Source organism: Legionella waltersii, from assembly GCF_001468085.1.
GTDB classification, from domain to species: Bacteria; Pseudomonadota; Gammaproteobacteria; order Legionellales; family Legionellaceae; genus Legionella; species Legionella waltersii.
In genome coordinates, this window is sequence record NZ_LNZB01000038.1 from 1 (window position 1) to 25,149 (window position 25,149).

Here is a 25,149-nt window from a genome sequence, read left to right on the forward strand (position 1 = left end):
TATTGGGCGAAGCGCCGGACCTACGCTTACTGACCATCAGAGAAGAGATTAGCCGAGGGACTATAAAATGAGTCGATACCTCAGCCGTCAGGGAGCGGAAAACTCAAACCGGAAATTTCCCATGTTTTAAGAAATAAACAATTAATTTCTTTGTTCGATATTTATTCATTATAAAAGTATGGGTAGCGTCAATAATGACCGGTGATTGTTGCCCCGCTAAACGAGTGTATTCTGGAGGGACTTTGGAATCATAACGACCAGCAATGATTCCCATGGGGATTTGAGGCACGGGTACCTTATGGACATAGGCAGCTTGATCAGAGCTTAATTCAGCCAATGGCTTAATAAAATAATTCACAAAGGGAAATAGCTTAACAGCGAACTTAGCCCCCATTGAACCTTGATTTGGCGGAGCTAACATCACCAAATAACCAATGTGGCCCATTTGGGATTTAGAAAGATTAGGCAACGCTTCTCTTACAATAATGCCCCCTAAACTATGAGTCACAAAATGAATTGTTACTCCGGGATTATCGTGCATGATAGTTTGAACGTATTGACTTAAGTGGTCTCCATGTTCATGAATGGAGTATTTTGTCGAAGGGTATTTGTAGTAAAGCACTTCATACCCTTGAGATTCCAAAAATGATTTTAATGGCATCATGCTCAAAGAGGTACGCAAGAGTCCATGGACAAGGATAACTATTTCTTTAGATTGCTTGGGTGAGCTGGCTTTTTTATCGAGCTGAAATGCTTGAGGCTGAGCCATTAAAGTAAGTTGAACTAACAACGCTAAAACGAATTGATATTTATTTAGATTCCCTACTGCTTTATGCATTTTCTATTCTATTTCCAAGATCCTAGTAATATTTTATACTGAATTAGTTTCTTGTCATTATTTTGTTAAAACAAAAACTGAACAACAAGGATTGGTATGTTTTTTTTATTTAACAAATATCGCTTTTTCTGTCTTTTTGTATTACTGGTTACCTCTTGTTTATTTAAGGCGTTTAGTGCTCAATTTGGGCTTCTTGATCATTTTGATATTATTTTTGGTGTTCTTATTGTTGCGAATCTCTTTATTATTGGAAATCAAGAGAAGTATTTGTATTCATTTGTTGTGTTGATTCTAGTTATTGTTGTGCTATTGCACGTGCTGGGAATTTATTTTGACAATCAAATTATTTATGGTTTTAGGCTGTTCTTTGTTATTGGATTTCTATCAGTAATGACCCTTCTCTGCTTCTACTATACTGCACAGGATCAGACAATCAGCATTACAACTTTGTTTGGCTCAATCTCTGTTTATCTTTTTATCGGGTTGATCTTTTCATACATCTATTTGTTCGTTGAGCTATTGAGTCCGAATTCCTTTTCTGGGTTTGCGGATGGAGGAGAAGTGAAGTCGATGTATTTTTCCTTTATCACCTTAACGACGGTAGGATTTGGTGAAATTATCCCTATTAAACCTATAGCACAAACACTGACTTGGCTGGAGTCTTTCACTGGCCAAATTTATTTAGCAGTGATTATTGGATTAATGATTGGTCGTTATGTGGCAGAAAAGCAGATTGCATTAACTAAGGATCAAGAATGAGGTTTCTAAAAACACTATTTAATTTACTGAGCCGGGCAATGTTAATGATGGCCTTTGTTATTTTTGTAATCTCTTGTGATGAAAATGACAAACAAGTTTTGGAAGAGCAGTCAAGACCAGTGAAAGCCATTCAAATTGGCAGTATGAAATCATAATTCTTTATAGAATTTGATTTTTATATACATGGCATTCAAAATTAGATCAATTTGTGTATAATATATAGAAAACATCAGGATTATCTATGCCTAAACGCATCATACGACGTAAAATTTTCATGGGTGACAGCTTATCGGATCGGGGAACCTTAGATCATTTAAAGCTTGCTGGTTTTATACCCATGTCACTTGTATCTGGTCTATCCAGTAAATCTCCACGAGGCCGATTCACCAATGGCTTTTTATGGATAGATATGGTTGGGGCATCGGGTATTGAACAATTAGAAATCGATCATTGGCGCTACCATTTAGGTTTAAAAGATACTCCCGTAGAGGATGCTGACCTGGCTGATTTGATTCTTGCAAAAAAATTAAAACGTAACCGAGAAGCATTCACACTGGATGATGATAAAAACATCCTATTTAACGGAGCTCGCTATATACGTACTTATTGCGAAGGTGGAGCAACGTCTGCAGACTGGAAAGAGAAAGTAACTATAAAGCCAGCTAACGAAGGAGCAAGACTTGTTGTTTCAAATCTCGCAGACAAAAGAGAGCAACTATTAAACGATGATCAACGATATAAAGTCTCTGATCAGGAAAAAGCAGAAACTTTAGTGACTGAATGGTCCGGAGCTAATGATTTAATCACAGTCAATTCTAGACCAAGCCGTGAGATAGCCGATGAAGCAGTAAAGGCCCGCATTGCTAATATTGAAGCAATGATAGGCAAGGGATATCGTAATTTCGTCCTCATGAATTTACCAGATTTAGGTTTGACACCTAGATACGTAAGAAAGGGCGGTGAAGAACAAGAGAATGCAAGTGATTGCTCAAAGTATTTCAATCAGCAATTGGCCGCTGAAGTAAAAAAACTTCAAGATAAGTATCAAGACGTATTTCTGGATGTTTTTGATGTCAGTAGTTTGCTCACTGAAGTCTATCAAGATCCAGAAAAGTACAAATTCAAAAAGGAACTATTATCAACACCCTATACCGAATCTGAGGCTTTTAAAAAGAATCAGGAAAATCCCCAAGAAAAACTGGAAGGTATGTCCCCATCTGAGGGGTACATGTTCTGGGATGATGTGCATCCTACTGCAGATATGCATGCTTGGCTCGCTGAAAAATACATGGAAAAATACGACGCTGTTTTTGATTATAGGTCCCCAACTATTAAACCAGGTGAACACTCTGTAGATAAAAGAAAAGAGATGAAAAAGTTAAAGGATGAACTTGGGTTAATTGTTCCAAAGCAATTTGAAGAAATGCATTGTTCACAATTCCCAGCAGATGAAAATATATATCCTTCAGATGAACACAGGACCAAAATCAATACAATCATTAACAAAATCGATTGTCACTGCCAAAAATTAGAAAATGGCGATGCTCTTGCAAAAAGTAAAGGAAAAGTATTAAGACATTTATTAGACCAGATATACGGAGCCAAAGGAGAATTAAGTAAATTAACTAAAATTCTCAATAGGTCTGCTCATAATGATGTTTTTAATATTCATCGTAATCCTAAATGGGATAGATTTTGGCAAAAAAATACCACTAGAACACAAGATGAGCTGAGGGAGTTGGTATTGGCAGTAGATGATGCTCTTAATGAAGCCAAACAAAGGGATGAAGAGAGCCCAAAAGTTAATAACGCATAATTTACGTTAATCATTCACCTCCACCAAGATTCTTGCAGTTCAATGACGAACAGATGAACTGTCAAGAATCAATCCATGCCTAAGGTCTATGTTCATTCGGATAAGAGTTGCTATTATCTGACTAATATTTTATTTTATCTATTGGTATCCTATGAAACGCAACACAGTACTTTTAAACATCTTATTCGTTTATTCCCTACATCTATTTGCGGTATCCCCAAATTCCCAAAGTTCTGTAACACTGAAAATCATGACTTTTAATATAGAAAATGGAGGGACGCAAGTCAGTTTTCAAAAAGTTCTGGAGGCTATAAAAAAATCAGGTGCGGACATTGTTGGCATTCAGGAACCATGGGGGAATACGGTGCGTTTAGCCACAGGTTTGGGATGGACATATCACCATCGAAAACAACACCTTATTTCCCGGTTTCCTATGTTTACCACTCAAGCTGATCAGGATCTAATTACCTACGTTGAAGTAAGACCAAAGAAATACATCGCTATAGCGAACGTCCATTTGCCTGGTAGTTTGTATAGCCCAGATCTCGTTAAGCAAGGTCAATCAGGCACAGAGATAGAAAAGAATGAAAAAGCAAAGCGGATGTCAGTTGCTATGCCCTTCATCCAACGATTATCAGCCCTGGCTAAGCAAGGAGTACCCTCTTTCCTAACAGGGGATTTTAATTCTGGATCTCATTTAGATTGGGGAGCCAAAGAAGTGGGGAAACTACCCAACCACCGGTATGCTCTCAATTGGCCGATTACTCAAACTCTGCAACAGTTACAGTTTGTAGATTCTTATCGTCAAATACATCCTAATACCATCAAGGAGCCAGGATACACATGGCCAGGTGGTCGTCCCTATCTAAAAAACGCTGTCGATGGGTTTAATCCAAGCAAAAATGAGGTGCCAGAGCGAATTGATTATGTTTTTTCTGCTGGTCCTGCTCAGGTGGTAAACAGTCAACTGATTGGTGAAGCAAGCAGTAGCTTGGTGCAGATAAAAATTGATCCTTGGCCTTCCGATCATCGTGCCATTGTGTCTGAGTTTCAGGTGATTCCCGCAGCTTATGAACATACCCGTCTATATTCAACGTCTACTCGAATGAATATCTCCCAAAAGCCAACCCTAGAAATCTCTAGAACCAAAACAAGCAACAAGGACGAAATCACTATTTCATGGGACAATGCACCTGGAAATCGCTATGACTGTCTGTACATTCAGGCAATCAATAATAAACAATTAGAGCCAATATGCATTTATGTGAACGGACAAATGAAAGGATCCATGACATTTAATCTTAAAGAGACTCAAGCCGGTGGACTTGATTGTTATGGAGAACCTTGGTATTTCCCCAAGACCCCAGGGGACTACGATGTCAAATTAATGCTGGATGATAGTTATCGAGTTCTTGCAAAAAAACGATTTAAATTGATGTAGATGCTTGGGACTGCTAATCTCTTTTATTTCAAATGAGAGGGAATATCATGTCTGAAAAGGAATGGCCCGCCAATGATTATGCGATTGGGTCCTATATTCAAGCGACAGTAGCGGAAAAATACTTGTCCGACTTGGAGTTGAAACCTTCTGATAAAGTACTGGATATTGGTTGTGGAAATGGGGCCTTTACAAAAAATATTCTTGCAAAGACACCCTCTGGGTCTGTATTAGGTATCGATTCATCACAAAACATGCTTGATTTAGCTCAAGAAGTGAGTAAGGAATACCCTAATTTTTTGACCCAAAAATCAGACGTGTTAACCATGGAGTTCAGTGATCAATTTGATTATGCGGTCTCTTTCTGGTGCTTGCAGTGGGCATCCTCTGACATCGAAAAAGCCTTTAGCAATATCCTAAAGGCATTAAAGTCGCAGGGTAAATTTTTCACCCTTTTTCCAGCAGGCGATGATCCCTTTATCTTGAGTTTTTACGCGCTGAGAAGATCGGGCCAGTTTCCCTCACTGAAGGATTTTAATCCCCCAGTGGATTACAGCAATCTGGATAATTTGCAGCGAAAATTAAATTCTTTACCGTGTAAAAGTCTGACCGTGAACCTTTGTCAGGAATCAATAATGCTACCGTCCTTGGATGTGTTTAGAAAGTTTGTTAATGGCATTGGATTTTATCAGGGGCAGTTATCCGTTGCAGAGATACAAGACATCAATGAAGCAATGGTGAGCTACTACGAGAATGAATGCAAGAAGAAACACCTTAGCCAATACCCATTTGATTTTAGTATTTATTTGGTGAAGGGAGAGAAATAAATCTTCGAACTCACTCCTCTGGCGTTCAAGATAAAAAGCGTCATTTAAATTGTAGCCTTGGTGCAGCCATAGGCCTAACCAAGGTTTCCATCATTTACAGTAAAGCCCTCTGGTATCTTGAGTCCTCCAGCTGGATATATTGTTGCCCAGGGATGGGCTGGTTACTTAATCTTGGAATTAATTCAAATAAACGTTCCAAAATACTCCTTTCAGAACTTTTAAACAGTCTAGGCAGACTTCTATTTGGTTTGAGCATCTGACCATTCGTTTTGCTTAAATCATAGGGAGAGCGCTCTTTTTGCCATTCGTTGATCACGAGGTAAAACGTCTCAACACTGGCATCTGAATCAAGCTCAATGCTGGCTATACGAAGGAGTATGTCTTTTAACGTTTTATCCATTATGGAGTGTCTACTCCCATCAACACACCTTTTGAGGAGAGTAATCAATGCGTTTTGAGTAGCACAAAATTGTTTTATGCTGGGGATGTCTAATTCAGTAAGCTCATGAGACTTTTTGACACGATTTAATAGATGAACGATGATTTGATTGCACTCCGCTGGAGTCAAATTCCCATAGGCTTCATCGAGCATTTTGGCTTTAGCCACATACTGCTCTCTATTGGAACAAAGTAAATACTCCAATTTTTGTTCTGTTGTTGGTTTTGAAGGCAATTGAAGTCTCAGTCTGTTTTTTCGAACTGAATATTCAGTCTGTGACATCTTAGGTTTCTCACTCCAAGCATTAAGAGCATTTAACTCGTCTTGAACTGTTTGTAATTGTCTAGCCCAATAGAGTTTTTTGGTTAATTGGGGTAACGTTGAGCGGTAAGTGATTTTAGGGCAATAAACGGGGTTGTGGGCTTGTCCCATAAAACAAAGATTAAAAAGATCCCTTAATTCCTTTTTTTTATTCGGGTCGCGAATTTCTTTTATTCGTTCATTCATGTCGAAGTATTGTCTTCTTTGATAATAATAATCATCTTCGGAAAATAAACATTCATTGGGTTTGCTCGGAGTAACGTAATGATAGCCTGATGGTAAAACAGTGTAATTATGCTCGGCCCGAGCCATTTTTTCATTGAGTTGATCTACTCTTCTTCCATTCTGCGCGATGAGTCGCTCTAATTTTTGAGGGGAATCATAGACAATCCATCGAGAACTAACATTTCCAAAAAACGCATCTTCTTTTCTTTGTGTACGGACGAACTGGTTTAAAATCTTGGTCTTTTGAGTACAGGCGATTTTTAGCAAGGATGAGTGTATGTGTTTAGCCAGAGGTGAGGGAAGAGAGTAATCTGCGAGTGCTTGTTGAAGCTCCTCTGAATTATGAGAACTTAGGTAGCCAGTCATGGCTTGCAGAATAATCGCATTCACTTCGGCATTTCTAATGAGGGGCATTCAATTTTCTCCTAAAAACTGACTCAACGGCACTCTTATCCGGAAACTGTATCCAATTTGTGAGGTTTTCCTCTTGGTATTTGCGGACAAAAAGCAGTAGCTTTAGGACATATTGTTGTAATTAATTGCTTTCGATAAAATCCAATACAATTTAAAGCACAGCAAAGGAGTTTTGAGTATGTACATGTTGTATTTCCATGTTCCAGAGACACATTTAGAAATTGTAAAATCAGCAATTTTCGCTGCTGGTGCAGGTTGTGTAGATAACTATACAAATTGCTCTTGGCAAGTGCTAGGCCAAGGGCAATTTATGCCACAGAAAGGCAGCACTCCATTCATAGGACAAGAGAGTCAGTTAGAAACTGTCAATGAATACAAAGTAGAAACAGTATGCAGCGATGATAAGATCAGATCCATAGTTGCTGCCCTAAAAGCAGCACATCCCTATGAAAGTCCCTCTTATCAGGTCATTCGGATTGAAGAAGAGTATTAACTTTCAAGAGAACAATGGTTTTTTCGTAAGTCCTCACTTGTTCATTGGTAAATTCACCGGTAGTATTGAGTAATTGGAAAAAACAGTTTAAGGAACGAATAGTCAGCTGTTGAATGAGGCTGCTGTTGAATTGATAGGGAATCACTGTTTCTAATGTTAAAATTATTTATTCTGCTGGCTTGTTTTATCCTAAGTTCTTGCATGGTTGGACCTAATTATAAGGAGCCACCAAAGGACATTGAAGAGCATTGGTTAAAAACCAAGCCCCCAGTGAAACAAACCCAAGTCCAAAACGCCAATTGGTGGAATGCGTTTCATGACCCGATCTTGACGAAACTAATACTCCTTGGGTATCAACATAATTTAACGTTGCAAAGCACGGGGGTCAGTGTGTTGCAAGCTAGGGCACAATTGGCACAAGCTGTTGGTGATCTTTATCCACAGCAGCAGTTAATGACTGGGGCCTATACTTTTATTCGTCCTGGAGGGAGTCAAGCACAAGGCCTGTTGCCTAATGATTATTTAAGTTCTAATATAGGATTCAATGCGAGCTGGGAGTTGGATTTTTGGGGGAAATACCGACGAGCTATCCAATCCAATAATGCCCTTTTCCTGGCTTCTGTGGCAGCTTACGATTCCGCACTGGTAACCTTAACGGCTGATATCGCAACGACCTTTATTCAAATAAGAACGGCTGAAGAACTGATTAAAGTGACTCGCCAAAACATTGCTGTACAAACAATGAGTCTTAAAATTGCTAATGCTCGTTACACCAGCGGGGAAACCAGTTTGTTGGACGTGCAGCAAGCAAAAACACAGTTAGCACAGACGCAATCTACATTACCTGGCTATGTAAGCAATCTACAAACTCAAAAAGATGCTCTAGCCGTTTTACTGGGAACGACACCCGATAAGATTGATGCTTTAATTCGAGACAAAAAATACCGCGGTATACCCAGAGTATCTTCTGTTGTTTCTGTTGGAATTCCAAAAGAAGTGATTGCACGTCGACCGGATGTGTATCAATCACGAATGCAAGCGATCGCTCAATTGAACGCAATAGGTGCAGTGAAAGCACAACTATATCCTTCCTTATCCTTAACAGGGGAGTTTCTATTTGCGTCGAATAGTATCGGAACCTCATCGATTAGTGATATGTTTGATTGGTCAAATCGAGCGATTACCGCAGGTCCTTCATTGGCTTGGTCACTATTAAATTACGGACAAATCACCAATGCCGTTCGAGTGCAAGACGCCACTTTCCAACAGGCTTTGTTAAGTTATCTGAATCTCGTCTTAAAAGTGCAGCAAGAAGTACAAGACAATATTACCCAATATCTGGAGTCAAGAAACGCTGCCGCAGCGCTTGCTAGAGCCAATAACTCCGCGATTAAAGGTACGAACTTGTCTTTAATTCGCTACAAAGAAGGAGAGGCAATATACACCACGGTATTGAATTCTGAACAACAACAATTAAGTGTGCAAGTTTCCTTGGTGAATGCAAGAGCGAATGTTGCTCAATCCCTGGTGTCATTGTATCGCTCGCTTGGCGGAGGTTGGCAAATTAGAGGGAATAACGACGTCGTTCCTGATTCAATCAAAGCGGAAATGGCTGCTCGTACTAACTGGGGTTCCTTGTTGAAACAACAAAACCATTTACCTCCAGTTACAAACAAGCAAAAAATAAAACAACAATATTTGCCAGCCTGGTGATAAGTATGAAATTTAATCAGCCAATAGTTAGAAACATAGCCGTTGCTTTACTTGGGTTTGCTTTTGTTTATTTTCTATATGATCAATTTTTCCAGAGTAAACCCCAAGGCCCTGCTCCACTTCCGGTGATTGTCCAGAAACCCAAAGTCATAAAAATGGGAGATTACGTGACTCAAACGGGTAACACAGTGGCCTATCAATCCGTTGACTTAGTTGCCCGTATTGAAGGGTATTTGGATTCAATTGAGTTTACTGATGGAGCATTTGTTAAAAAAGGACAAGAGTTGTTCGTCGTTGAACCTGAACCCTATCTTGAGCAATTGTTATCTGCAGAGGCCACTTTAAAATCCCAAAAAGCCACTTATGCCTACAATAAGTCAGAATATGAAAGGCAGAAAAACATGTACAAGCAAAATGCTACGTCTCTCAATAGCGTGGAGATGTGGAAATCTAAAGTGGAAGAATCACAGGCAAATATAGAGTCAGCAGAAGCTAGTGTGATGACGGCTAAGATTAATTATGGCTACACCCATGTTAGTGCACCCTTCGATGGTCGAATGGGGAGGCATCTGGTTGACGTGGGCAATTTAGTGGGTAATGGAGCAGCAACAACGATAGCCAACATTGAGCAAATCAATCCAATCTATGTGTACTTTAATTTAAATGAAATTGATTTAATTAAGCTAAGAGCCATGGCCAAAAAGAGACATTTAAAGCCAATGGACGTTGCACCGATACCTATCGAAGTTGGTTTGCAGACTGAAACTGGATATCCCCATAAAGGGGAGCTTAATTTTGTGGATTCTGGATTGAATGCTTCTACAGGCACTATGGAATTTAGAGGGATTTTAAAGAATGATGGCTATCCTTTAGTGCCTGGATTATTTGTACAAGTACGAGTTCCTCTATCTGAACCCTATCCTCAGCTAACCATTCCCGATGAGGCCGTTTTGTACGATCAAATTGGAGCGTATGTATTGGTGGTCAATGCTAAGGATGTGGTAGAGGTGAGGCGAGTGGTTATAGGTGGGATCGAAAATGGTTCACGAGCAATCACTAAAGGGGTTGGGGCAAATGATAGGGTGATTGTATCAGGGTTGCAAAACGCGACACCTGATCAAACAGTGAGCCCTAAAGAATCGAGTTTATAGACAAGATTTACGAAAAACACCGATCTTTACGTAACTCTGGAAGGCTGGACGGAGCATATACCAAAAATGATATCTCAATTTTTTATTGAAAGACCAATACTGGCTAATGTCATTGCATTATTGATAGTGTTTTTGGGTTTGGTCGCTGTGGTTGTGTTGCCGGTGTCTCAATACCCAGCTATTGTACCACCAACAATTCAAGTCACCACCAATTATCCTGGGGCCAATGCAAAAACGCTCATCAAAACAGTTGCATTGCCAATCGAGCAGCAGGTTAATGGTGTGCAAGACATGTTGTACATGCAATCTACCAGCACAAACAGCGGTAGCTACACTCTGATTGTAACCTTTGCAATTGGAACTGATCTTAACTATGCGCAAGTGCTGGTGCAAAATCGGGTGCAAGCTGCAATGGCTCAATTGCCAGATTCAGTCCAAAAGCAAGGGGTTTTGGTGCAGCAAAAATCCACCGCCATTCTTCAGTTTGTTAATCTTACCTCTAAAAACAATGAATACGATGGAGTTTTTCTAGACAGTTATGCCACCATCAATATGCAGAATGAACTGGCCCGATTACCAGGAGTAGGGAATGTCTTAATTTTTGGATCAGGAAGCTATGCCATGAGAGTTTGGCTAGATCCCAAAAAAATGTATGCCTTTTCTATAAACCCAAGTGAAGTGCTTAATGCAATTAGTGCTCAAAATAAGGAAGTTACAGCAGGACAGTTAGGTGCGCCACCAACAACGGGTAATCCTGCTTATCAGTTTACTGTCAACGTCCCTGGTCAACTCGCCGACCCAGAGCAGTTTGGGAACATTGTTATTAAAACCGTTGCGACCTCCTCCGATCAAAGCGCGAATGCAAGTAGTGCTGCACAGGTAGTTCGGCTTAAAGACGTTGCTAGAATTGAGCTAGGTTCCGAGAGCTATACTCAACTTGCTCGACTAAATGGCAAACCAACAGCCGCTATAGGTATATTTCAGACGCCTGGTGCAAACGCTTTAGACGTGGCAAATAGCGTGCGTAAAACCGTTGAGAAAATGTCTAAGAAGTTTCCACCTGGAATGGAGTATTCCATTCCTTTTGATACCACCATTTTTGTTACAGAATCAATTAAAGAAGTTTATAAGACATTGTATGAAGCGGGTATCTTGGTATTGATAGTGATTGTGGTCTTCTTGCAGAATTTTCGTGCCACTCTTGTTCCTGCCACTACGGTACCAGTAACAATAATCGGAACCTTTTTTGCTATGTTGTTGCTTGGATATAGCATTAATTTGTTAACCCTCTTGGCTTTGGTTTTAGCCATTGGAATCGTGGTGGATGATGCCATAGTGATTGTAGAGGGAGTAACTCAGCATATTGAAAAGGGTACTTCCCCGAAAGAGTCCGCTATTATTGCGATGAAGGAATTGTTTGGCCCTATTATGGGCATTACCTTGGTATTGATGGCGGTTTTTGTTCCCGCTGGATTCATGCCTGGTTTAACAGGGGCTATGTACGCTCAATTTGCTTTGGTGATTGCAGCAACGGCTTTAATCAGCGCCATAAACGCAATAACCTTAAAACCTACTCAATGTGCCTTGTGGCTTAAACCTGCGGATCCTAGCAAACCAAAAAATGTGTTTTTTAAGGCCTTCGATCGAATCTACAATCCTATAGAGGAATCTTACGTTCGGTTTATGGATGGACTTGTACATCACAGTCGCAAAGTGAGTCTATTTGGGATATTCCTAATTTGTTTAGCTGTTTTAGGGTTAACTCGTGTCCCAACAGGTTTTATTCCTATGGAGGATCAGGGTTACGTGATTATGAGCGTGCAACTGCCTGATGGGGCAAATTTAGGGAGAACAGAGAAGGTCGTCAATAAGTTATCAGAAAAAATTAGGAAAGTTGACGGTATAGCTAATGTTGTGGCAATCACTGGAGTCTCTCTTTTAGACAATAGTGCCAGTCTGGCCAATGCTGGCATTCTCTACATTATGTTCAAAGACTGGAGTGAACGAGGAAAATCAGAAGATTTAATGTCTCTGTACATGAAATTAAATGACATTGCTAAAGAAACGTTGGAAGCAAAGTCGATGGTTGTTGTTCCTCCGCCTATCCAGGGTTTGGGTCAATCAGGGGGCTTTCAAATGCAATTAGAGCTTCAAGATGGCTCGTTTGATTATCGAAAGTTACAACAAGCGACAGATCTGTTGGTAAACACTGGCAATCAAACAACACAATTACAACGTCTAATGACTCCCTTTAGGGCAAGTGTTCCTCAGGTATTAGCGCCAGTTAATCGAATTAAAGCGGAGTCACTTGGTGTAAGCGTTCAAGATGCCTTTGATACGCTACAAACTTACTTAGGCTCTTCTTACGTGAATTTATTCACTAAGTTCGGTCAGGTGTTTCCAGTCTATGTTCAAGCAGATGCAAATGCGCGTATGACCGACAGTGACATGAGAAATTTTTACGTGAGAAATAAATCCGGTTCGATGGTGCCCCTAGGTACTCTAACCGATGTTAGTCCTGACGTAGGTCCTGCAATCATTTCTCTTTATAATTTATATCCCTCAAGTGCGGTCACTGGCTCATCGGCCAAGGGCTATAGTTCGGGGCAAGCGATACAAGTTATGGAAGGACTTGCTAAAGAAAAACTGCCTTCGGGTATCGATTATGAATGGACAAGTACTGCCTATCAAGAGAAAGTTGCAGGGAATCTAAGCTATATTATCTTTGCCATGTCTTTAGTCCTGGTGTATTTAATTTTATCCGGTCAATATGAAAACTGGCTTATTCCCACCTCCATCATTTTAGGCGTGCCTCTGACCTTAATAGGCACTGTTTTTGCTCTCATAAGCCTGCAAATTGATAATAATATGTATACACAGATAGGGTTGTTATTATTGATTGCATTGGCAGCAAAGAATGCTATTTTGATCGTTGAGGTGGCACATGAGCAACATCACATCCACAAAAAATCCATAATGGAAGCTGCTGTGCTGGGTGCAAAAACTCGTTTTCGCCCAATTCTGATGACTTCTTTTGCCTTTATCCTTGGGGTTATGCCCTTGGTATTCGCCTCTGGAGCAGGGGCTAATGCTCGTCGCTCCATTGGAATCGCTGTGAGTAGTGGTATGATTGCATCAACTTGTTTGGCTGTTGTGTTCGTGCCTGTGTTTTACGTGTTGCTGACTACTTGGCAAGAAAATCGTAAGCAAGGAACAAAACCTACTCATTAAGTAGTAATCTCTTTTCCAGCCAGATTTGAACTTACTGAGGGGTTGCTTCGCTTATTGAATTGCCTAGAAAAAATCAGAGCTCCAAATCCAGTGAGTATCAGGCCAACAGGAAGTGCATCCAGGTCGTTGATTAACCAATACCCTATCAATATAGTGCATAGGGATGATCCTATGAGTCGTAAAGTATTAATGAACCCAGTGGCAATTCCAGGGTTTTCAGCAAAATCATCCAATGCTAGGGACATTGTTGGCGGAGCACTAATGCTTATTCCAAGGTTCGATATCAGTGAAAAAGAGAATGCAACAAGGTTAAATTCATACAGCTTGGTGACCAATAACATCGCTATACCCCCAAAGATGATAAAGCAATGACCAATATAAATTGATGTTTGCATGCGGAGATACTTCCTTAGCCAAATACCTAAATAGTTACCAAAAATAATATTTAGGCCATTGAAGATAAAAATAATGCCATAGGCAAGTGGAGAATAATTGAGGACGTCAATAATTAAATAAGATGAGTTGATGACGGTTAACATGACCGCTGAGAAACTAAACATCATGATTAGCGAGCTGTACCATAGTGTTGGTCTAGGGAGTATTGCTTTGTACGCATTAATAACTTGTTGCAGGGAGAATGCTACTTTTGGGGGCGTCCAATAAGGGGATTCAACCAATGACTTATTGGATTGAATCATCAGTACCAGTGACACAATGGCCATGACGATAAAATTGGCTTGCCATCCCATGTAACTGAATAGAATTGCGCCGAAGACCGGGGCAATGATTGGGGATATTGAAACGGTCATGTTGATGTAAGAGATAACTTTTGCTCGATCATTCGCTTCTTCATAATCTCTAGATGAAGAGTAGGCAATTAAGTTAGCGCAACATAAGGCGAAGCCTTGTAATGACCGTCCTATCAAGAGCATGTATATGTTTCCAGCATAGGCACACAGTAAGCTTCCTATCAGAGCGATGAGTAAGTTTCCTGGTAGTAAGCGGCGTCGTCCATAATGATCAACAAGCGGACCCCACACTAGATGCATAGCCCCATACACAATGAGATAGATCGTCAAGCTTAATTGTCCTAGACTTGGGCTAATTTCGAAGTAATTAGTAATAGAGGGCAGTGAAGGTTGGTATAAATCAAAGGTTAAGAGTGAGAAAGCGGACAGTAGGCCAAGAAAAAGAATGGAGTTTCGAGGGGATTGCATACAAATAACCTAAAAAAAGACCGTATATTAGCAAAGATCAAGTTGTTTTTAAATCATACTAGAAAAAGCATTTGAAGCCGAATATCATATTGATATAGGTTAAGTGGTATCTTGTCTATGGTCTCTGTTATCATGATGATGAGAAAATTGCTCTAGAGCGAGGCTTGTAACTTTACCATTCCACCATCCATTGCTGGGGCATTGAATATTCTCCCCAGCTGGAAGAAACCCTTCGCAGACGTCACAAGCGACCAACAGGCGGTTCATGGATAATCGATGAGGGTATGCTCCAGCAAGGCGTATGAGGAAGGAGGGTCAGCTTCTCATATTCGGTTTACATGAACTGATTATAAACCACCGTAAGCTGCTTTGGTAACGAGCCACGGTAGTGAGCGTTACGGAAAATGAATGGGAATGTAATCAAATTGTTGTGCTGAACCCATTGAACCGCATTCGTCATAAGTATTATACACACAAAGAAAAAATTGTTGAGCACCATATTTTTTTGCATTAGAAATGGCATCATTAACCGAAAGGAAATGACGGATATTATCATTCTCAAGAATATATAGGTCTGAATCTTTAGATATTATTTCAACAATGTATTGATTTAATTCATTAGGTGAGTATATGAGTGCAATAGATATTGATTTGGTTTGAGCCTCATAAATTAAATCCTTGCGAGAGGGATTCATTTTTTTAATCCTTAATAATTAGAGAGTTATAGCTACTGACATACAAAACCCACTTGTAACATAATCATCAGCATATTTTTATAAACAATAGTTCTATAACATGTCAGTTTTAAAATAAATTATGCGGATATAATACTCAAAAAAATCACGTCTCTGCATACATTATAGTTCATTTAAAGCCTGTTTCTAATTATATTTTTTTAAACGAACAGTTTTCAGCTCTTCCCAATCCCCCCTAAGGATCTTCAGCATTTTCATCTTCAACGTTAAAAAACATTAATCTATTTCTAAGGCTAGATCCTCTTTGAGTTAAAGGATTCGAATCTAGAGTAATATAGCACCATGTAAATTTATCCGAGGGGCAACTCATTTAGAGTAAGCAATTTCTTTGCTTCATATATTTCATTTACCATCATAAAAAACGGTTATCAAAAAATTTCTTATATTCTAGTTGTTTAAATCCTATTATAACAAAGTGCTTCTCGGGGGTTAAAAAATAATTTAACTGGTATTCTAAAATTGCATACAGCTAACCACTGGGCTAATATTGAAATGTTATTTTGTTAAAATTGTTTTTAATTATAAGGATAGTAAAATGAACTCTTTTAGAAAGTTATTTTTAGTGGCTATGGTTTCTTTATTCAGCTTGGTGGCAAATGCAGGTACTAGTGTAGTTGACATCGCCGTTGGCAATAAGGACTTTTCAACCCTTGTTTCTTTATTGAAAAAAGCTGATTTAGTTAAAGCTCTAGAAGAGACTGGTCCTTTTACGGTTTTTGCTCCAACTAATGAGGCATTTGCAGCTGTTCCTAAGGCCGATTTAGACGCTCTTTTAGCTAATCCCGAAAAATTAAAGGCTGTATTGCTCTATCATGTGGTTAGTGGAGACATTACCTCTGATAAAATTAAACCAGGTATGGTTAAAACACTTAGTGGGCAGGATTTCGATATTTCTGTTAAACATGGAAAAGTATATGTCAATAATGCTGAAGTTGTAAAAGCCGATATTAAGGCTTCAAATGGTGTTATTCATGTTGTGAATCAAGTATTGCTTCCCAAAGAGTAACTCTTCAAGGACGGCGCTCATTTAGGAGCGCCATTTTGATACAAGACTTAACTTATAATTACTTGATTTTTCGCGAAACAACTACCCACTCTTTGGTCTTCTTTGGCATAATCTCCTATTGAAATTCACAAGTCACGCATTGATAGTTTTTCCGACTGATGCATTAAACAAGTTACTCACCATTCAATCATAGGAACACCGAGGAGAATGATGTGCTAGAACTATTTTAGTTTTAGACGAGATGATTTAAAGGCGTATTTTTTTGTTGTCTGTTATCAAAGGATTTAATTTATGAAATTATCTATTGCCATAGTGGGCGCAGGTCTTTCAGGTTTAACAATTGCAAATGCTATTGGCAATCATGCTGAAGTTACTGTTTTTGAGAAAGCAAGGGGCGTTGGCGGAAGAATGTCTACACGATACGCCGACGAATTTTATTTTGATAATGGTGCACAGTTTTTTACTGCACGCAACAAACATTTTAAACAATTTCTTGAACCGCATTTTTCTTCTGGTTTGGTGCAAGAATGGAAAGGGAAAGTTGTAACCCTTGAAAAAGGCAAGAAGATGACTGACCGTATATGGTTCGAGCCGCACTATGTCGCTACACCTGGGATGAACAATCTTTGTAAAAAACTGGCTCAAAATATCAAGATTAAACTCAATTGTGATATTGCACCTCTTGGTGAAAAAAGCAAGCAAGGCTGGGAATTGATCGATAAAAATGGAAGTAGATTGGGTTATTATAATTGGGTTATTTCAACAGCACCACCGGTGCAAACAGCTCATCTTTTTGATGCATTTCTGCCTCAGAACTCGCTCTTAAAACAGAGTAAGTTTTTAGGGTGTTATTCTCTCATGTTTGGATTTCATAAAAAATGGGGGCATTCATGGATTGCTGCAAATATTTTGAATAGCCCTTTGGAATGGATAGCCGTTAACTCCACCAAGCCAGGACGAAACCATGATCTAACTACATTGGTTGTGCATTCCACTAATAGGTGGGCGCAATCGCATGTAGATGATGATTTGAAAAAAACAGAGTGTTTTTTACGTGACGAACTGCAACAAATTTTAAAATTTGATATTAGCAATCCAGATTATTTTTCGTTGCATCGATGGCGCTATGCTCAGCTGGATAAGCTAAATAGTGACAAAACTAAAATTGAACCTTATTATGATGATGCCTTACAATTGGCATCTGTTGGGGATTGGTGCAGCAGGTCACGCATAGAAGATACGTGGCTTCATTCAAATGACCTTGCTCTTAAAATAGTTCGCAACTTAACTCAATAACTTTGAGAAGATTAAAGCCCTTGTCACAAAAATTACATAAACTCTAGATTTATTGCTATTCAATATAACTCTATATCATCTGAACCGATCTTGGCTAAGGGAAATATCATGAGTAGCATGCCGTAATGAAAAGCAGCAAAGCAACAACAATTGTCGCCCTAAGACGTAAGTCAAAAAAACATAATGGAATAACTTTGTTACGATAAAGTTCCAGATCAAGAATAAGCAGATATAGAAAACATAAAATCTGAAGCCCGAAAGTTAAATAAGACATAACCGGTAGAACCGACAACCATCCTAGTAAGCTTATAGTATTGCTCTGAAACAAGAGATTGCGTGAACAATTATGCGAAAAAAATAAGAATACCGCCCAATGGATTCCACAAAGAAAGGAGATAATAACAGCTCCGTATGCAAATAAAGCCAAACTATAATCTAAGTGGCTAGCGTTTAGAACAACTGCAATCCCCAAAAACAAAAAGGGTATAATGCCTCCATAAGTGAGGAGTCGTGCTGTCAGGATATTTTTTTCATTCATGATTTAAGCCACCGTGTAGAACAATATAACCTCATGCCAAAATCTCAAGAAAGGCTAAGTACGCACATTTTGCTTGAGTATCACTTCCTTAATGCAGTGGCAATAATAATTGCGTACTGAAGTAAGATTTCAATTTATTGATAATAGCTGTTAAATTACCAGAAATTCTGCTCAATGAGGGATTTTTTTCAAAGTCGTTATGTAATTATCATTTAAACGATAAACCCGTTCATTTGGTTGAATAACAAATCAAAAGGCAAAAATAGATTATGGCGAACTATTTAGTTATTGCAGCGAGCAGTGACTGATACCCCGCTTACCGCGTGACTTATTTCAAATGATTTGGCTTTTAAAGCATCGAAAGAAATGCACGCCTTAAACCGAATTGGTACCCCAGATTTAGATCAGTATATTGGCTTTTCATTGGCGGATGCATTAACCATTGAGAGCTCTATGTTAATTATAATGCTGTTTACTGTTCTTTTGGCAGGCCTGTGCGGTGATTATTTTACCCGAAAAAAATGCTGTTAATCACCACGGTAGCTATTCTATTTTTGGCCTTACCCTGCTTTTATTTACTGCAGTTCAAATCCATAATATTAGCTCTATTATCTTTAGGTACTTTGCGCAACACTACGCGCCCTAGAATGCAAATGAATTTGCAATAAAACCAACATAGAGCAGGATTACACCAAACATCAATCCAAATAAGCTAAACAAAAAAGGAATTTCTTGGATGTATTGTGATAAAAGTGCTTTCCATTGTTTAACAAAAATGACTCGAAAAATCCCAATCAAGAGCATACTTGCTCCAATCAAAGTGATGATTAAGGTCCAACCTAACTCAAAACTATTGGCGAACATTAAAGATAAACTGCCAAAGATGGTGGGAAGAACCCCACCCATGATGTAACCAGAATCTGATTTCACCATGTGTTTCGCCATATCGCGAGCATCCTCTAGGTTAAATAAAATACCTAAAGAAAGTATTACTGATACCAAGCCAAACCAGCGGGCAAATATTATATAGGTCATAGTACCAATCCATAGTAACTACATGTTATTTTCAATAAAGTTTTTGTAATTCATTTTAAATCGTATCATAATACTATGCTCTAGGAAAGCAAAGCAACCAGGAGTCTTTATGGTCGCAAGGACGCGAACTACTTTTATTAATAATAATGTCTTTCGATGGCTTTTAAAAATTGTATTCATCATCTCAGGTTCTCTAATACTAGTCTCTTTGGGTGGTTGTAAAGAGCATTTTATTGGGATGCTTAACCCCAAGGGTATCATTGCTTTCGAGCAGCGTAAGTTGTTTTTTGATACTTTGGCTTTAATGTTGATTGTGGTGTTGCCCGTAATCATCATGAGTATTACCTTTGTTTATCATTATCAGGTATCCCATCGTACCAAGGATTATAAGCCGAATTGGGGCCATAATTTTTATTTGGAAGTATTATGGTGGGGTATTCCTTGTGTGATTATATTGGTTTTGGCCATTATGACGTGGAAAAAGACGCATGAATTGGATCCCTACCGACCTATTGCAGGTCAAGCTCAAAAACCCTTATTAGTTCAAGTGATTGCTTTGCCGTGGAAATGGCTATTTATCTATCCAGAACAAAACATTGCAACAGTGAACTATCTTAAAGTTCCATTAGGGCAGCAGGTGGAGTATTGGATAACAGCAGATAATGTCCCAATGAGTGCCTTTTTTATCCCGCAGTTAGGTAGTCAGATTTATGCCATGGCTGGCATGCGAACCCGTTTGCATCTTTTAGCAAGTGAACCTGGCGTTTATGATGGTTTAAACACGCAATACAATGGAGATGGATTTTCAGACATGCATTTTGAAGTGCATGTCGTTGAACCTCAAACACTACAACAATGGTTTACAGAAGTAAAAAAATCGCCTGATGGGTTGACAGATGCATCTTACAATCAGTTGTTATACCCATCGATTGCTGATAAACCAAAACTATTCTCGGGCGTACAAAATGACCTCTTTGACAAAGTAATCATGACTTATATGGAAAGTGTAGGTCGGACGCACCCGCGTGAAAATATCGTTAAATTCCATAAGGAATAGTTATGCTTCAAAATTTATTATTCGGTAAATTGACCCTGGACGCCATTCCTTTTCATAACTTTTTTGCTATGGGGGCTGGAATTTTTATGGTACTGGCATTAGGAGGGGTTCTGGCCTTACTGACTGTATTCAAAAAATGGTCCTATATCTGGAACGAATGGGTCACTTCAGTTGATCATAAAAAAATTGGGATTATGTATTTAATCTTGGCCTTTGTAATGCTGCTACGTGGTTTTTCAGACGCGCTTTTAATGCGCTCACAACAAGCAGTTGCCGCGGGGAATGCCGTAGGATTTTTGCCCCCTGATCATTACGATCAGATTTTTACAGCGCATGGCGTTATTATGATTTTCTTTGTTGCTATGCCGCTTATTTTCGCTCTACTCAATATGATAGTCCCTTTACAAATTGGTGCGCGTGATGTGGCTTATCCTTATTTAAATTCACTTAGTTTTTGGCTGACCTTTGTCGGAGCGATGTTGTGCAATATTTCACTGGTGGTGGGGCAGTTTGCCTCAACCGGTTGGCTTGCTTATCCACCTTTGTCTGAGCTGTATTATAGTCCTGATGTGGGTGTGGATTACTACATCTGGTCCTTGCAAATTTCAGGCGTTGGAAGCTTGCTTGGAGGTATTAATTTTATCGCGACTATTTTGAAAATGCGATGTAAAGGCATGACGTTAATGAAAATGCCTGTTTTTGTTTGGTCTGGTTTGTGCGCCATGATTTTAGTAGCTCTTGCTTTTCCGGTTTTAACCGTAACGCTTGCTCTTTTATCGCTAGATCGCATGCTTGATATGCACTTCTTTTCTGATTTTGCCGGTGGAAACAGCATGATGTATATTAATTTGATCTGGGTATGGGGCCACCCGGAGGTATACATCTTAATTTTGCCAGTGTTCGGTATTTTTTCTGAAGTGGTGGCAACGTTCAGTCAAAAAAAATTATTTGGTTACACCACTATGGTATGGGCCATAGCAATGATAACGCTTTTATCCTTCCTTGTGTGGCTTCACCATTTTTTTACTATGGGCGCCGGAGCAGATGTGAACTCCTTTTTTGGAATCGCGACTATGATTATTGCAATTCCTACGGGAGTAAAAGTATTTAACTGGTTGTTTACCATGTATAAAGGACGAATTATCATGGCGACCCCCATGCTTTGGGTCACGGCTTTTTTTACTACTTTTGCAATAGGTGGTATGACCGGTGTGATGATGGCCGTTCCCCCGGTTGATTTTCAGACCCATAACAGTTTGTTTCTCGTCGCACACTTTCATAATGTCATAATCGGTGGTGTACTGTTCGGCGCCTTTGCAGGAATCACCTATTGGTTTCCGAAAGCTTTCGGTTTTTGTTTGGATGAGTCCTGGGGTAAACGCGCTTTTTATTTTTGGGTTACCGGCTTTTATTGCGCCTTCATGCCCTTGTACGTTTTAGGTCTTGATGGATTTGTGCGCCGCACTAATCATTACGCAAACACGATGTATCAACCCTATTTAGTTTTTGCAGCGTTGGGTGCCTTGTTCATTTTAGTAGGCATTGTATTTCAGGTTATTCAGCTCATTGTCAGCATTAAAAATCGTCATGCTCTTCATGACCGAACAGGTGATCCATGGAATGGAAGGACATTGGAGTGGTCGGTTGCATCACCCGCACCCGTATATAATTTTGCTAAATTACCTACAGTACAAGCACTCGACCAGTTTTGGGTAGATAAGCAACATCATCAGGCAGAAGGCCAAATTCATCCTAAAGACATTCATTACGATCCAATTCATATGCCAAAAAATACATCGGCGGGATTTATTATTGCCATTTTTTCTGGAATTGCAGGATTTGCTTTAATTTGGCACATGCTTATCCCGGGAATTATTGGTTTACTTGGAGTTGTCTCCACAGCTATTGCTCGGACGTTTTCAAACGACGTTGATTATTATATTGATGCTGAAACAGTCAAAAAAACTGAATTAGCTCACTTTAGGGAGCTTGTGTAATGCATAATGAAGCTATCCACACTGACATACATCATCATGACAGCGATTCAACGGATGTATTTGGGTTTTGGATGTATATACTGACGGATTGCATTTTATTTGGTTGTTTATTTGCAACCTTTTTAGTATTAAACAATCCAGGATACCCAGGCCCCGCGCTTAAAAATTATGTTAATTTACATGATGTACTCATCGAAACATTTCTTTTGCTGATATCTAACTTTACTTTCTGCTTGGCTATTTTAAATGTATACCAGGATAAACAACACAAAGTTCAATTGTGGCTTGGTATTACCTTCTTGCTTGGTGCTGGTTTTATTTCAATGGAAGTCTCTGAATTTATTCATATGGCCAATGAAGGTTTTCGATGGGATGTTAGTGGCGCAATTTCCTCGTTTTTCACTTTAGTAGGTACTCATGGACTGCATGTAGGCTTTGGTTTGTTGTGGATTTTAATCATGATTGTCCAGCTTCCTTTGATTCAATTAAATCATGTGAAGCGACGGCGTATGACCTATTTGGGATTATTTTGGAATTTCTTAGACATTGTTTGGATTTTTGTATTTACTATTGTATACCTGATGGGGGCTACTTAAGATGGAACATCATGGAATAACGGCGCCTGATTATGGCACAGGCCAAAAAAAACTGGGACTCTATTTGGTTGGTTTTATAAGCTGCTCTCTCCTGACGCTGCTCTCATTTTGGGTAGTCATGTCGCACATCTTTTCTAAAACAGAAGTATTGATACTCATTTTTTCTTCAGCGTGCATTCAATTTTTGGTACAGGTCCTCTGCTTCCTTCGCTTGAGCACACAAACAGAGCAAGGTAAAACGAATGTAATGAGCTTTCTCTTCACTGGCGTTATTTTGACATCAATTATTGTTGGGTCGTTATGGATTATGTGGAATTTAAATTATTACATGATGCATTAAAGGGGGATTTGAATCAATCACGCCTTATATGGGACAAGAGGTCTGGAAAAAACCTAAGGAACAGTAAGAGCTATTTATGCGAATCATTCCTGGGTTATCGGAGTAACACAGTTGCAACCGAGCCAAAACCGTGAGGGGTATGGTATGGGTTACGATGAGCAAAGGACTAGTTACTCCCCAGCCTCAACACATTGATTAACCGCTTGTTGCTCGCAAGCTTTGCCACAATCTGTAACATCAGTAGTTTCACATTTACTGATGCACTGATTGTAAAATTCTTTCCTACATTCTGCTTGCACAGGATCTTCAATCTGTACGGCCTGAATAGAGTGAGCCTGAATCGGAATATAGAATAAAAACAGCATTAGATGGAAGCGTCCTTTTCTCATTATTATCTCTCCTTAGTCACCTAATATAACTATAATGGATTTTTACAGGACTTACGAAAAACCCCAATCTCTTCGTTAAAAGACATTGGGGTTTTTCGTTAGCATTTCAATCACCAAGTGCTCCACATAAACTAGATAACTTCGAACAATCAACCCCTCATCAGCCCTTCGGACACCTTCTCCCTATTCTTGGGGCGAAGGGGAAATTGAAGGGAGTTATTTAGAAGTTCTGTTTTACTTAAAAGTATGTGGTATAATACAGTCTGTACATTAGGGGTGCCATTTTTAGGAGTGGCTGAGAGGACTATCCAACCCTTCGAACCTGATCTCATTAGTCTGAGCGGAGGAAAATGTGACTATTATTACCTTGTCAGGCATTATTGCTTTTATTACTTCCTTTATTGGCTTGTTGCCACAAATTATTAAATCCTTAAAAACAAAATCAACCCAAGATCTGTCCATGATCATGTTAGTGAATTACGTGGTGTGTTCATTGGCTTGGATTATTTATGGCAGTGGTACCGAGTCATTTTTTGTTATCAGCTCCAACGTTATTGGATTATTGGTTAGTGCAGTACTTATTTTTATAAAAAGATACTACGATGCACAACCGAATTGATTTAGGATTTTACAAGTCTATTGTCTGTCTTAATGGCGATTTACCTGAGGCTTCATTTTTTAAAAGTCTGAATTTGCCAATCATTGCTGCGGATGGCGCTGCAAATCATTTGTATGAGATGGGTGTGACTCCAAGCATCATCACAGGGGATTTAGACTCAGTTAAACCTACAATCCTTCAGAAATGTCCATCCCTGCATTTGCCCGATCAAAGTCAGAGCGATTACCAAAAAACAATGGTTTATCTCAGACAAAAACAGTTGCTGCCATCGATAATCCTGGGGATAAATGGTGGCTATTTAGACCACATTTTAAACAATATCAATATTTTCATGGACAGTGATTGCTTGTTGTATTCACCTCCGATTAGAGGTTTTGTGATTAAGGAACAATGCAAAGCCAGCTTGAGCTTACAAGAAAACACCAAGATTTCCTTAATCGGATTGCCTAATGCAGTATGCTCCTCAACCGGTTTGAAATGGAATTTGGATCAGACTCATTTATCGTTCCCAGGCAACACTTCTTGTTTCAATCGTTGCCAACAAACAGACATTGAACTACAAACCCATTCAGGGACTGTTTTGGTTTTAATCTATGACATCATCATTTGCGATGCGGGATTCTGAGCTTTCTTAAAAAA

The 25,149-nt window shown here is 39.2% G+C and carries 25 protein-coding genes and 1 riboswitch; of the genes, 17 read left to right on the forward strand and 8 right to left on the reverse strand.

The window, feature by feature from the left end:
* Window positions 1–103: 103 nt before the first annotated feature.
* Window positions 104–838 carry an esterase/lipase family protein gene (locus Lwal_RS07595; RefSeq protein WP_058480229.1) on the reverse strand — a complete coding sequence of 245 codons (735 nt, stop codon included), beginning with the start codon at window positions 836–838 and terminating at the stop codon, window positions 104–106.
* Window positions 839–934: 96 nt separating this feature from the next.
* Between Lwal_RS07595 and Lwal_RS07600 the strand changes: the two genes are divergently transcribed.
* From Lwal_RS07600 to Lwal_RS07615, 5 genes are all read left to right on the forward strand, one after another.
* Window positions 935–1,597 (forward strand): ion channel, encoded by a 663-nt coding sequence (locus Lwal_RS07600; protein ID WP_058480230.1) that lies wholly within the window; start codon window positions 935–937, stop codon window positions 1,595–1,597.
* Window positions 1,594–1,752 carry a hypothetical protein gene (locus Lwal_RS17340; protein ID WP_157066271.1) on the forward strand — a complete coding sequence of 53 codons (159 nt, stop codon included), beginning with the start codon at window positions 1,594–1,596 and terminating at the stop codon, window positions 1,750–1,752. The genes Lwal_RS07600 and Lwal_RS17340 overlap by 4 nt, the downstream gene beginning before the upstream one ends.
* An 86-nt stretch (window positions 1,753–1,838) precedes the next feature.
* Window positions 1,839–3,413 carry an SGNH/GDSL hydrolase family protein gene (locus Lwal_RS07605; RefSeq protein ID WP_058480231.1) on the forward strand — a complete coding sequence of 525 codons (1,575 nt, stop codon included), beginning with the start codon at window positions 1,839–1,841 and terminating at the stop codon, window positions 3,411–3,413.
* 151 nt (window positions 3,414–3,564) lie between these two features.
* On the forward strand, window positions 3,565–4,854 hold the full coding sequence (locus Lwal_RS07610) for an endonuclease/exonuclease/phosphatase family protein (RefSeq protein WP_058480232.1): 1,290 nt from the start codon (window positions 3,565–3,567) through the stop codon (window positions 4,852–4,854).
* A gap of 47 nt (window positions 4,855–4,901) precedes the next feature.
* Window positions 4,902–5,678, forward strand: coding sequence for a class I SAM-dependent methyltransferase (locus Lwal_RS07615; RefSeq protein ID WP_058480233.1), 777 nt, complete (start codon window positions 4,902–4,904; stop codon window positions 5,676–5,678).
* Window positions 5,679–5,772: 94 nt separating this feature from the next.
* Here Lwal_RS07615 and Lwal_RS07620 read toward each other — a convergent pair whose 3' ends face one another.
* Window positions 5,773–7,077, reverse strand: a complete 1,305-nt coding sequence (locus Lwal_RS07620) for a hypothetical protein (protein ID WP_058480234.1) — start codon at window positions 7,075–7,077, stop codon at window positions 5,773–5,775.
* A 178-nt stretch (window positions 7,078–7,255) separates the two neighbouring features.
* Here Lwal_RS07620 and Lwal_RS07625 point away from each other — a divergent pair, with 178 nt between their 5' ends.
* The 4 genes from Lwal_RS07625 to Lwal_RS07640 all read left to right on the forward strand — a co-directional run bounded on the left by Lwal_RS07625 (window position 7,256) and on the right by Lwal_RS07640 (window position 13,665).
* The gene (locus tag Lwal_RS07625; protein WP_058480235.1) at window positions 7,256–7,570 is read left to right on the forward strand and encodes a YqfO family protein; all 315 of its coding nucleotides are present in this window, start codon (window positions 7,256–7,258) and stop codon (window positions 7,568–7,570) included.
* A 153-nt stretch (window positions 7,571–7,723) separates the two neighbouring features.
* Entirely contained in the window at window positions 7,724–9,283 is a 1,560-nt protein-coding gene (locus tag Lwal_RS07630; protein ID WP_058480236.1) for an efflux transporter outer membrane subunit, read from the forward strand.
* Window positions 9,284–9,288: 5 nt separating this feature from the next.
* Window positions 9,289–10,434, forward strand: a complete 1,146-nt coding sequence (locus Lwal_RS07635; protein ID WP_095197592.1) for an efflux RND transporter periplasmic adaptor subunit — start codon at window positions 9,289–9,291, stop codon at window positions 10,432–10,434.
* A 66-nt stretch (window positions 10,435–10,500) separates the two neighbouring features.
* Window positions 10,501–13,665, forward strand: coding sequence for an efflux RND transporter permease subunit (locus Lwal_RS07640; RefSeq protein ID WP_058480237.1), 3,165 nt, complete (start codon window positions 10,501–10,503; stop codon window positions 13,663–13,665).
* Here Lwal_RS07640 and Lwal_RS07645 read toward each other — a convergent pair.
* The 3 genes from Lwal_RS07645 to Lwal_RS07650 all read right to left on the reverse strand — a co-directional run bounded on the left by Lwal_RS07645 (window position 13,662) and on the right by Lwal_RS07650 (window position 15,577).
* The gene (locus Lwal_RS07645; protein WP_058480238.1) at window positions 13,662–14,882 is read right to left on the reverse strand and encodes a multidrug effflux MFS transporter; all 1,221 of its coding nucleotides are present in this window, start codon (window positions 14,880–14,882) and stop codon (window positions 13,662–13,664) included. The genes Lwal_RS07640 and Lwal_RS07645 overlap by 4 nt on opposite strands.
* A gap of 99 nt (window positions 14,883–14,981) precedes the next feature.
* The gene (locus Lwal_RS17345; protein WP_157066272.1) at window positions 14,982–15,149 is read right to left on the reverse strand and encodes a hypothetical protein; all 168 of its coding nucleotides are present in this window, start codon (window positions 15,147–15,149) and stop codon (window positions 14,982–14,984) included.
* A gap of 128 nt (window positions 15,150–15,277) precedes the next feature.
* On the reverse strand, window positions 15,278–15,577 hold the full coding sequence (locus Lwal_RS07650) for a hypothetical protein (protein ID WP_058480239.1): 300 nt from the start codon (window positions 15,575–15,577) through the stop codon (window positions 15,278–15,280).
* Window positions 15,578–16,172: 595 nt separating this feature from the next.
* Here Lwal_RS07650 and Lwal_RS07655 point away from each other — a divergent pair.
* Both Lwal_RS07655 and Lwal_RS07660 read left to right on the forward strand, forming a co-directional pair.
* Window positions 16,173–16,643: a fasciclin domain-containing protein gene (locus Lwal_RS07655; protein ID WP_058480240.1), complete on the forward strand. Its 471-nt coding sequence runs from the start codon at window positions 16,173–16,175 to the stop codon at window positions 16,641–16,643.
* Between the two features lie 291 nt (window positions 16,644–16,934).
* Window positions 16,935–17,939 carry an NAD(P)/FAD-dependent oxidoreductase gene (locus Lwal_RS07660; RefSeq protein WP_058480241.1) on the forward strand — a complete coding sequence of 335 codons (1,005 nt, stop codon included), beginning with the start codon at window positions 16,935–16,937 and terminating at the stop codon, window positions 17,937–17,939.
* Window positions 17,940–18,045: 106 nt separating this feature from the next.
* Here the strand turns inward: Lwal_RS07660 and Lwal_RS18185 are convergent, their stop codons facing one another.
* Complete coding sequence (locus Lwal_RS18185; protein ID WP_083500062.1) at window positions 18,046–18,477, reverse strand: DUF3429 domain-containing protein; 432 nt, start codon at window positions 18,475–18,477, stop codon at window positions 18,046–18,048.
* A 642-nt stretch (window positions 18,478–19,119) separates the two neighbouring features.
* Window positions 19,120–19,512 (reverse strand): hypothetical protein, encoded by a 393-nt coding sequence (locus tag Lwal_RS07665; RefSeq protein WP_058480242.1) that lies wholly within the window; start codon window positions 19,510–19,512, stop codon window positions 19,120–19,122.
* A gap of 109 nt (window positions 19,513–19,621) precedes the next feature.
* Between Lwal_RS07665 and cyoA the strand changes: the two genes are divergently transcribed.
* From cyoA to cyoD, 4 genes are read left to right on the forward strand one after another with little or no spacing between them, the layout of a single operon-like run.
* The gene (gene cyoA, locus Lwal_RS07670) at window positions 19,622–20,569 is read left to right on the forward strand and encodes a ubiquinol oxidase subunit II (protein ID WP_058480243.1); all 948 of its coding nucleotides are present in this window, start codon (window positions 19,622–19,624) and stop codon (window positions 20,567–20,569) included.
* 2 nt (window positions 20,570–20,571) lie between these two features.
* Window positions 20,572–22,566, forward strand: a complete 1,995-nt coding sequence (gene cyoB, locus Lwal_RS07675; RefSeq protein ID WP_058480244.1) for a cytochrome o ubiquinol oxidase subunit I — start codon at window positions 20,572–20,574, stop codon at window positions 22,564–22,566.
* Window positions 22,566–23,162 carry a cytochrome o ubiquinol oxidase subunit III gene (cyoC, locus tag Lwal_RS07680; protein ID WP_058480245.1) on the forward strand — a complete coding sequence of 199 codons (597 nt, stop codon included), beginning with the start codon at window positions 22,566–22,568 and terminating at the stop codon, window positions 23,160–23,162. The genes cyoB and cyoC overlap by 1 nt, the downstream gene beginning before the upstream one ends.
* A gap of 1 nt (window position 23,163) precedes the next feature.
* Window positions 23,164–23,502 (forward strand): cytochrome o ubiquinol oxidase subunit IV, encoded by a 339-nt coding sequence (cyoD, locus tag Lwal_RS07685; protein ID WP_058480246.1) that lies wholly within the window; start codon window positions 23,164–23,166, stop codon window positions 23,500–23,502.
* A 170-nt stretch (window positions 23,503–23,672) separates the two neighbouring features.
* On the opposite strand, the gene Lwal_RS07690 is transcribed toward cyoD, so the two are convergent.
* Window positions 23,673–23,891: a hypothetical protein gene (locus Lwal_RS07690; RefSeq protein ID WP_058480247.1), complete on the reverse strand. Its 219-nt coding sequence runs from the start codon at window positions 23,889–23,891 to the stop codon at window positions 23,673–23,675.
* Window positions 23,892–24,153: 262 nt separating this feature from the next.
* A riboswitch (TPP riboswitch) is annotated at window positions 24,154–24,257 on the forward strand.
* Between Lwal_RS07690 and Lwal_RS07695 the strand changes: the two genes are divergently transcribed.
* Window positions 24,244–24,510 (forward strand): SemiSWEET family sugar transporter, encoded by a 267-nt coding sequence (locus tag Lwal_RS07695; RefSeq protein WP_058480248.1) that lies wholly within the window; start codon window positions 24,244–24,246, stop codon window positions 24,508–24,510. Its footprint overlaps the riboswitch before it by 14 nt.
* Complete coding sequence (locus tag Lwal_RS07700) at window positions 24,494–25,135, forward strand: thiamine diphosphokinase (protein WP_058480249.1); 642 nt, start codon at window positions 24,494–24,496, stop codon at window positions 25,133–25,135. Before Lwal_RS07695 ends, Lwal_RS07700 begins: the two co-directional genes overlap by 17 nt.
* Window positions 25,136–25,149 lie beyond the last annotated feature (14 nt).

Excerpts from the sequence above, each read along its gene's own strand:
- Lwal_RS07595 (WP_058480229.1), bottom strand. The coding sequence starts at position 838 with ATGCATAAAGCAGTAGGGAATCTAAATAAATATCAATTCGTTTTAGCG.
- Lwal_RS07600 (WP_058480230.1), top strand. The coding sequence starts at position 935 with ATGTTTTTTTTATTTAACAAATATCGCTTTTTCTGTCTTTTTGTATTA.
- Lwal_RS17340 (WP_157066271.1), top strand. The coding sequence starts at position 1,594 with ATGAGGTTTCTAAAAACACTATTTAATTTACTGAGCCGGGCAATGTTA.
- Lwal_RS07605 (WP_058480231.1), top strand. The coding sequence starts at position 1,839 with ATGCCTAAACGCATCATACGACGTAAAATTTTCATGGGTGACAGCTTA.
- Lwal_RS07610 (WP_058480232.1), top strand. The coding sequence starts at position 3,565 with ATGAAACGCAACACAGTACTTTTAAACATCTTATTCGTTTATTCCCTA.
- Lwal_RS07615 (WP_058480233.1), top strand. The coding sequence starts at position 4,902 with ATGTCTGAAAAGGAATGGCCCGCCAATGATTATGCGATTGGGTCCTAT.
- Lwal_RS07620 (WP_058480234.1), bottom strand. The coding sequence starts at position 7,077 with ATGCCCCTCATTAGAAATGCCGAAGTGAATGCGATTATTCTGCAAGCC.
- Lwal_RS07625 (WP_058480235.1), top strand. The coding sequence starts at position 7,256 with ATGTACATGTTGTATTTCCATGTTCCAGAGACACATTTAGAAATTGTA.
- Lwal_RS07630 (WP_058480236.1), top strand. The coding sequence starts at position 7,724 with ATGTTAAAATTATTTATTCTGCTGGCTTGTTTTATCCTAAGTTCTTGC.
- Lwal_RS07635 (WP_095197592.1), top strand. The coding sequence starts at position 9,289 with ATGAAATTTAATCAGCCAATAGTTAGAAACATAGCCGTTGCTTTACTT.
- Lwal_RS07640 (WP_058480237.1), top strand. The coding sequence starts at position 10,501 with ATGATATCTCAATTTTTTATTGAAAGACCAATACTGGCTAATGTCATT.
- Lwal_RS07645 (WP_058480238.1), bottom strand. The coding sequence starts at position 14,882 with ATGCAATCCCCTCGAAACTCCATTCTTTTTCTTGGCCTACTGTCCGCT.
- Lwal_RS17345 (WP_157066272.1), bottom strand. The coding sequence starts at position 15,149 with ATGAACCGCCTGTTGGTCGCTTGTGACGTCTGCGAAGGGTTTCTTCCA.
- Lwal_RS07650 (WP_058480239.1), bottom strand. The coding sequence starts at position 15,577 with ATGAATCCCTCTCGCAAGGATTTAATTTATGAGGCTCAAACCAAATCA.
- Lwal_RS07655 (WP_058480240.1), top strand. The coding sequence starts at position 16,173 with ATGAACTCTTTTAGAAAGTTATTTTTAGTGGCTATGGTTTCTTTATTC.
- Lwal_RS07660 (WP_058480241.1), top strand. The coding sequence starts at position 16,935 with ATGAAATTATCTATTGCCATAGTGGGCGCAGGTCTTTCAGGTTTAACA.
- Lwal_RS18185 (WP_083500062.1), bottom strand. The coding sequence starts at position 18,477 with ATGAATGAAAAAAATATCCTGACAGCACGACTCCTCACTTATGGAGGC.
- Lwal_RS07665 (WP_058480242.1), bottom strand. The coding sequence starts at position 19,512 with ATGACCTATATAATATTTGCCCGCTGGTTTGGCTTGGTATCAGTAATA.
- cyoA (WP_058480243.1), top strand. The coding sequence starts at position 19,622 with ATGGTCGCAAGGACGCGAACTACTTTTATTAATAATAATGTCTTTCGA.
- cyoB (WP_058480244.1), top strand. The coding sequence starts at position 20,572 with ATGCTTCAAAATTTATTATTCGGTAAATTGACCCTGGACGCCATTCCT.
- cyoC (WP_058480245.1), top strand. The coding sequence starts at position 22,566 with ATGCATAATGAAGCTATCCACACTGACATACATCATCATGACAGCGAT.
- cyoD (WP_058480246.1), top strand. The coding sequence starts at position 23,164 with ATGGAACATCATGGAATAACGGCGCCTGATTATGGCACAGGCCAAAAA.
- Lwal_RS07690 (WP_058480247.1), bottom strand. The coding sequence starts at position 23,891 with ATGAGAAAAGGACGCTTCCATCTAATGCTGTTTTTATTCTATATTCCG.
- Lwal_RS07700 (WP_058480249.1), top strand. The coding sequence starts at position 24,494 with ATGCACAACCGAATTGATTTAGGATTTTACAAGTCTATTGTCTGTCTT.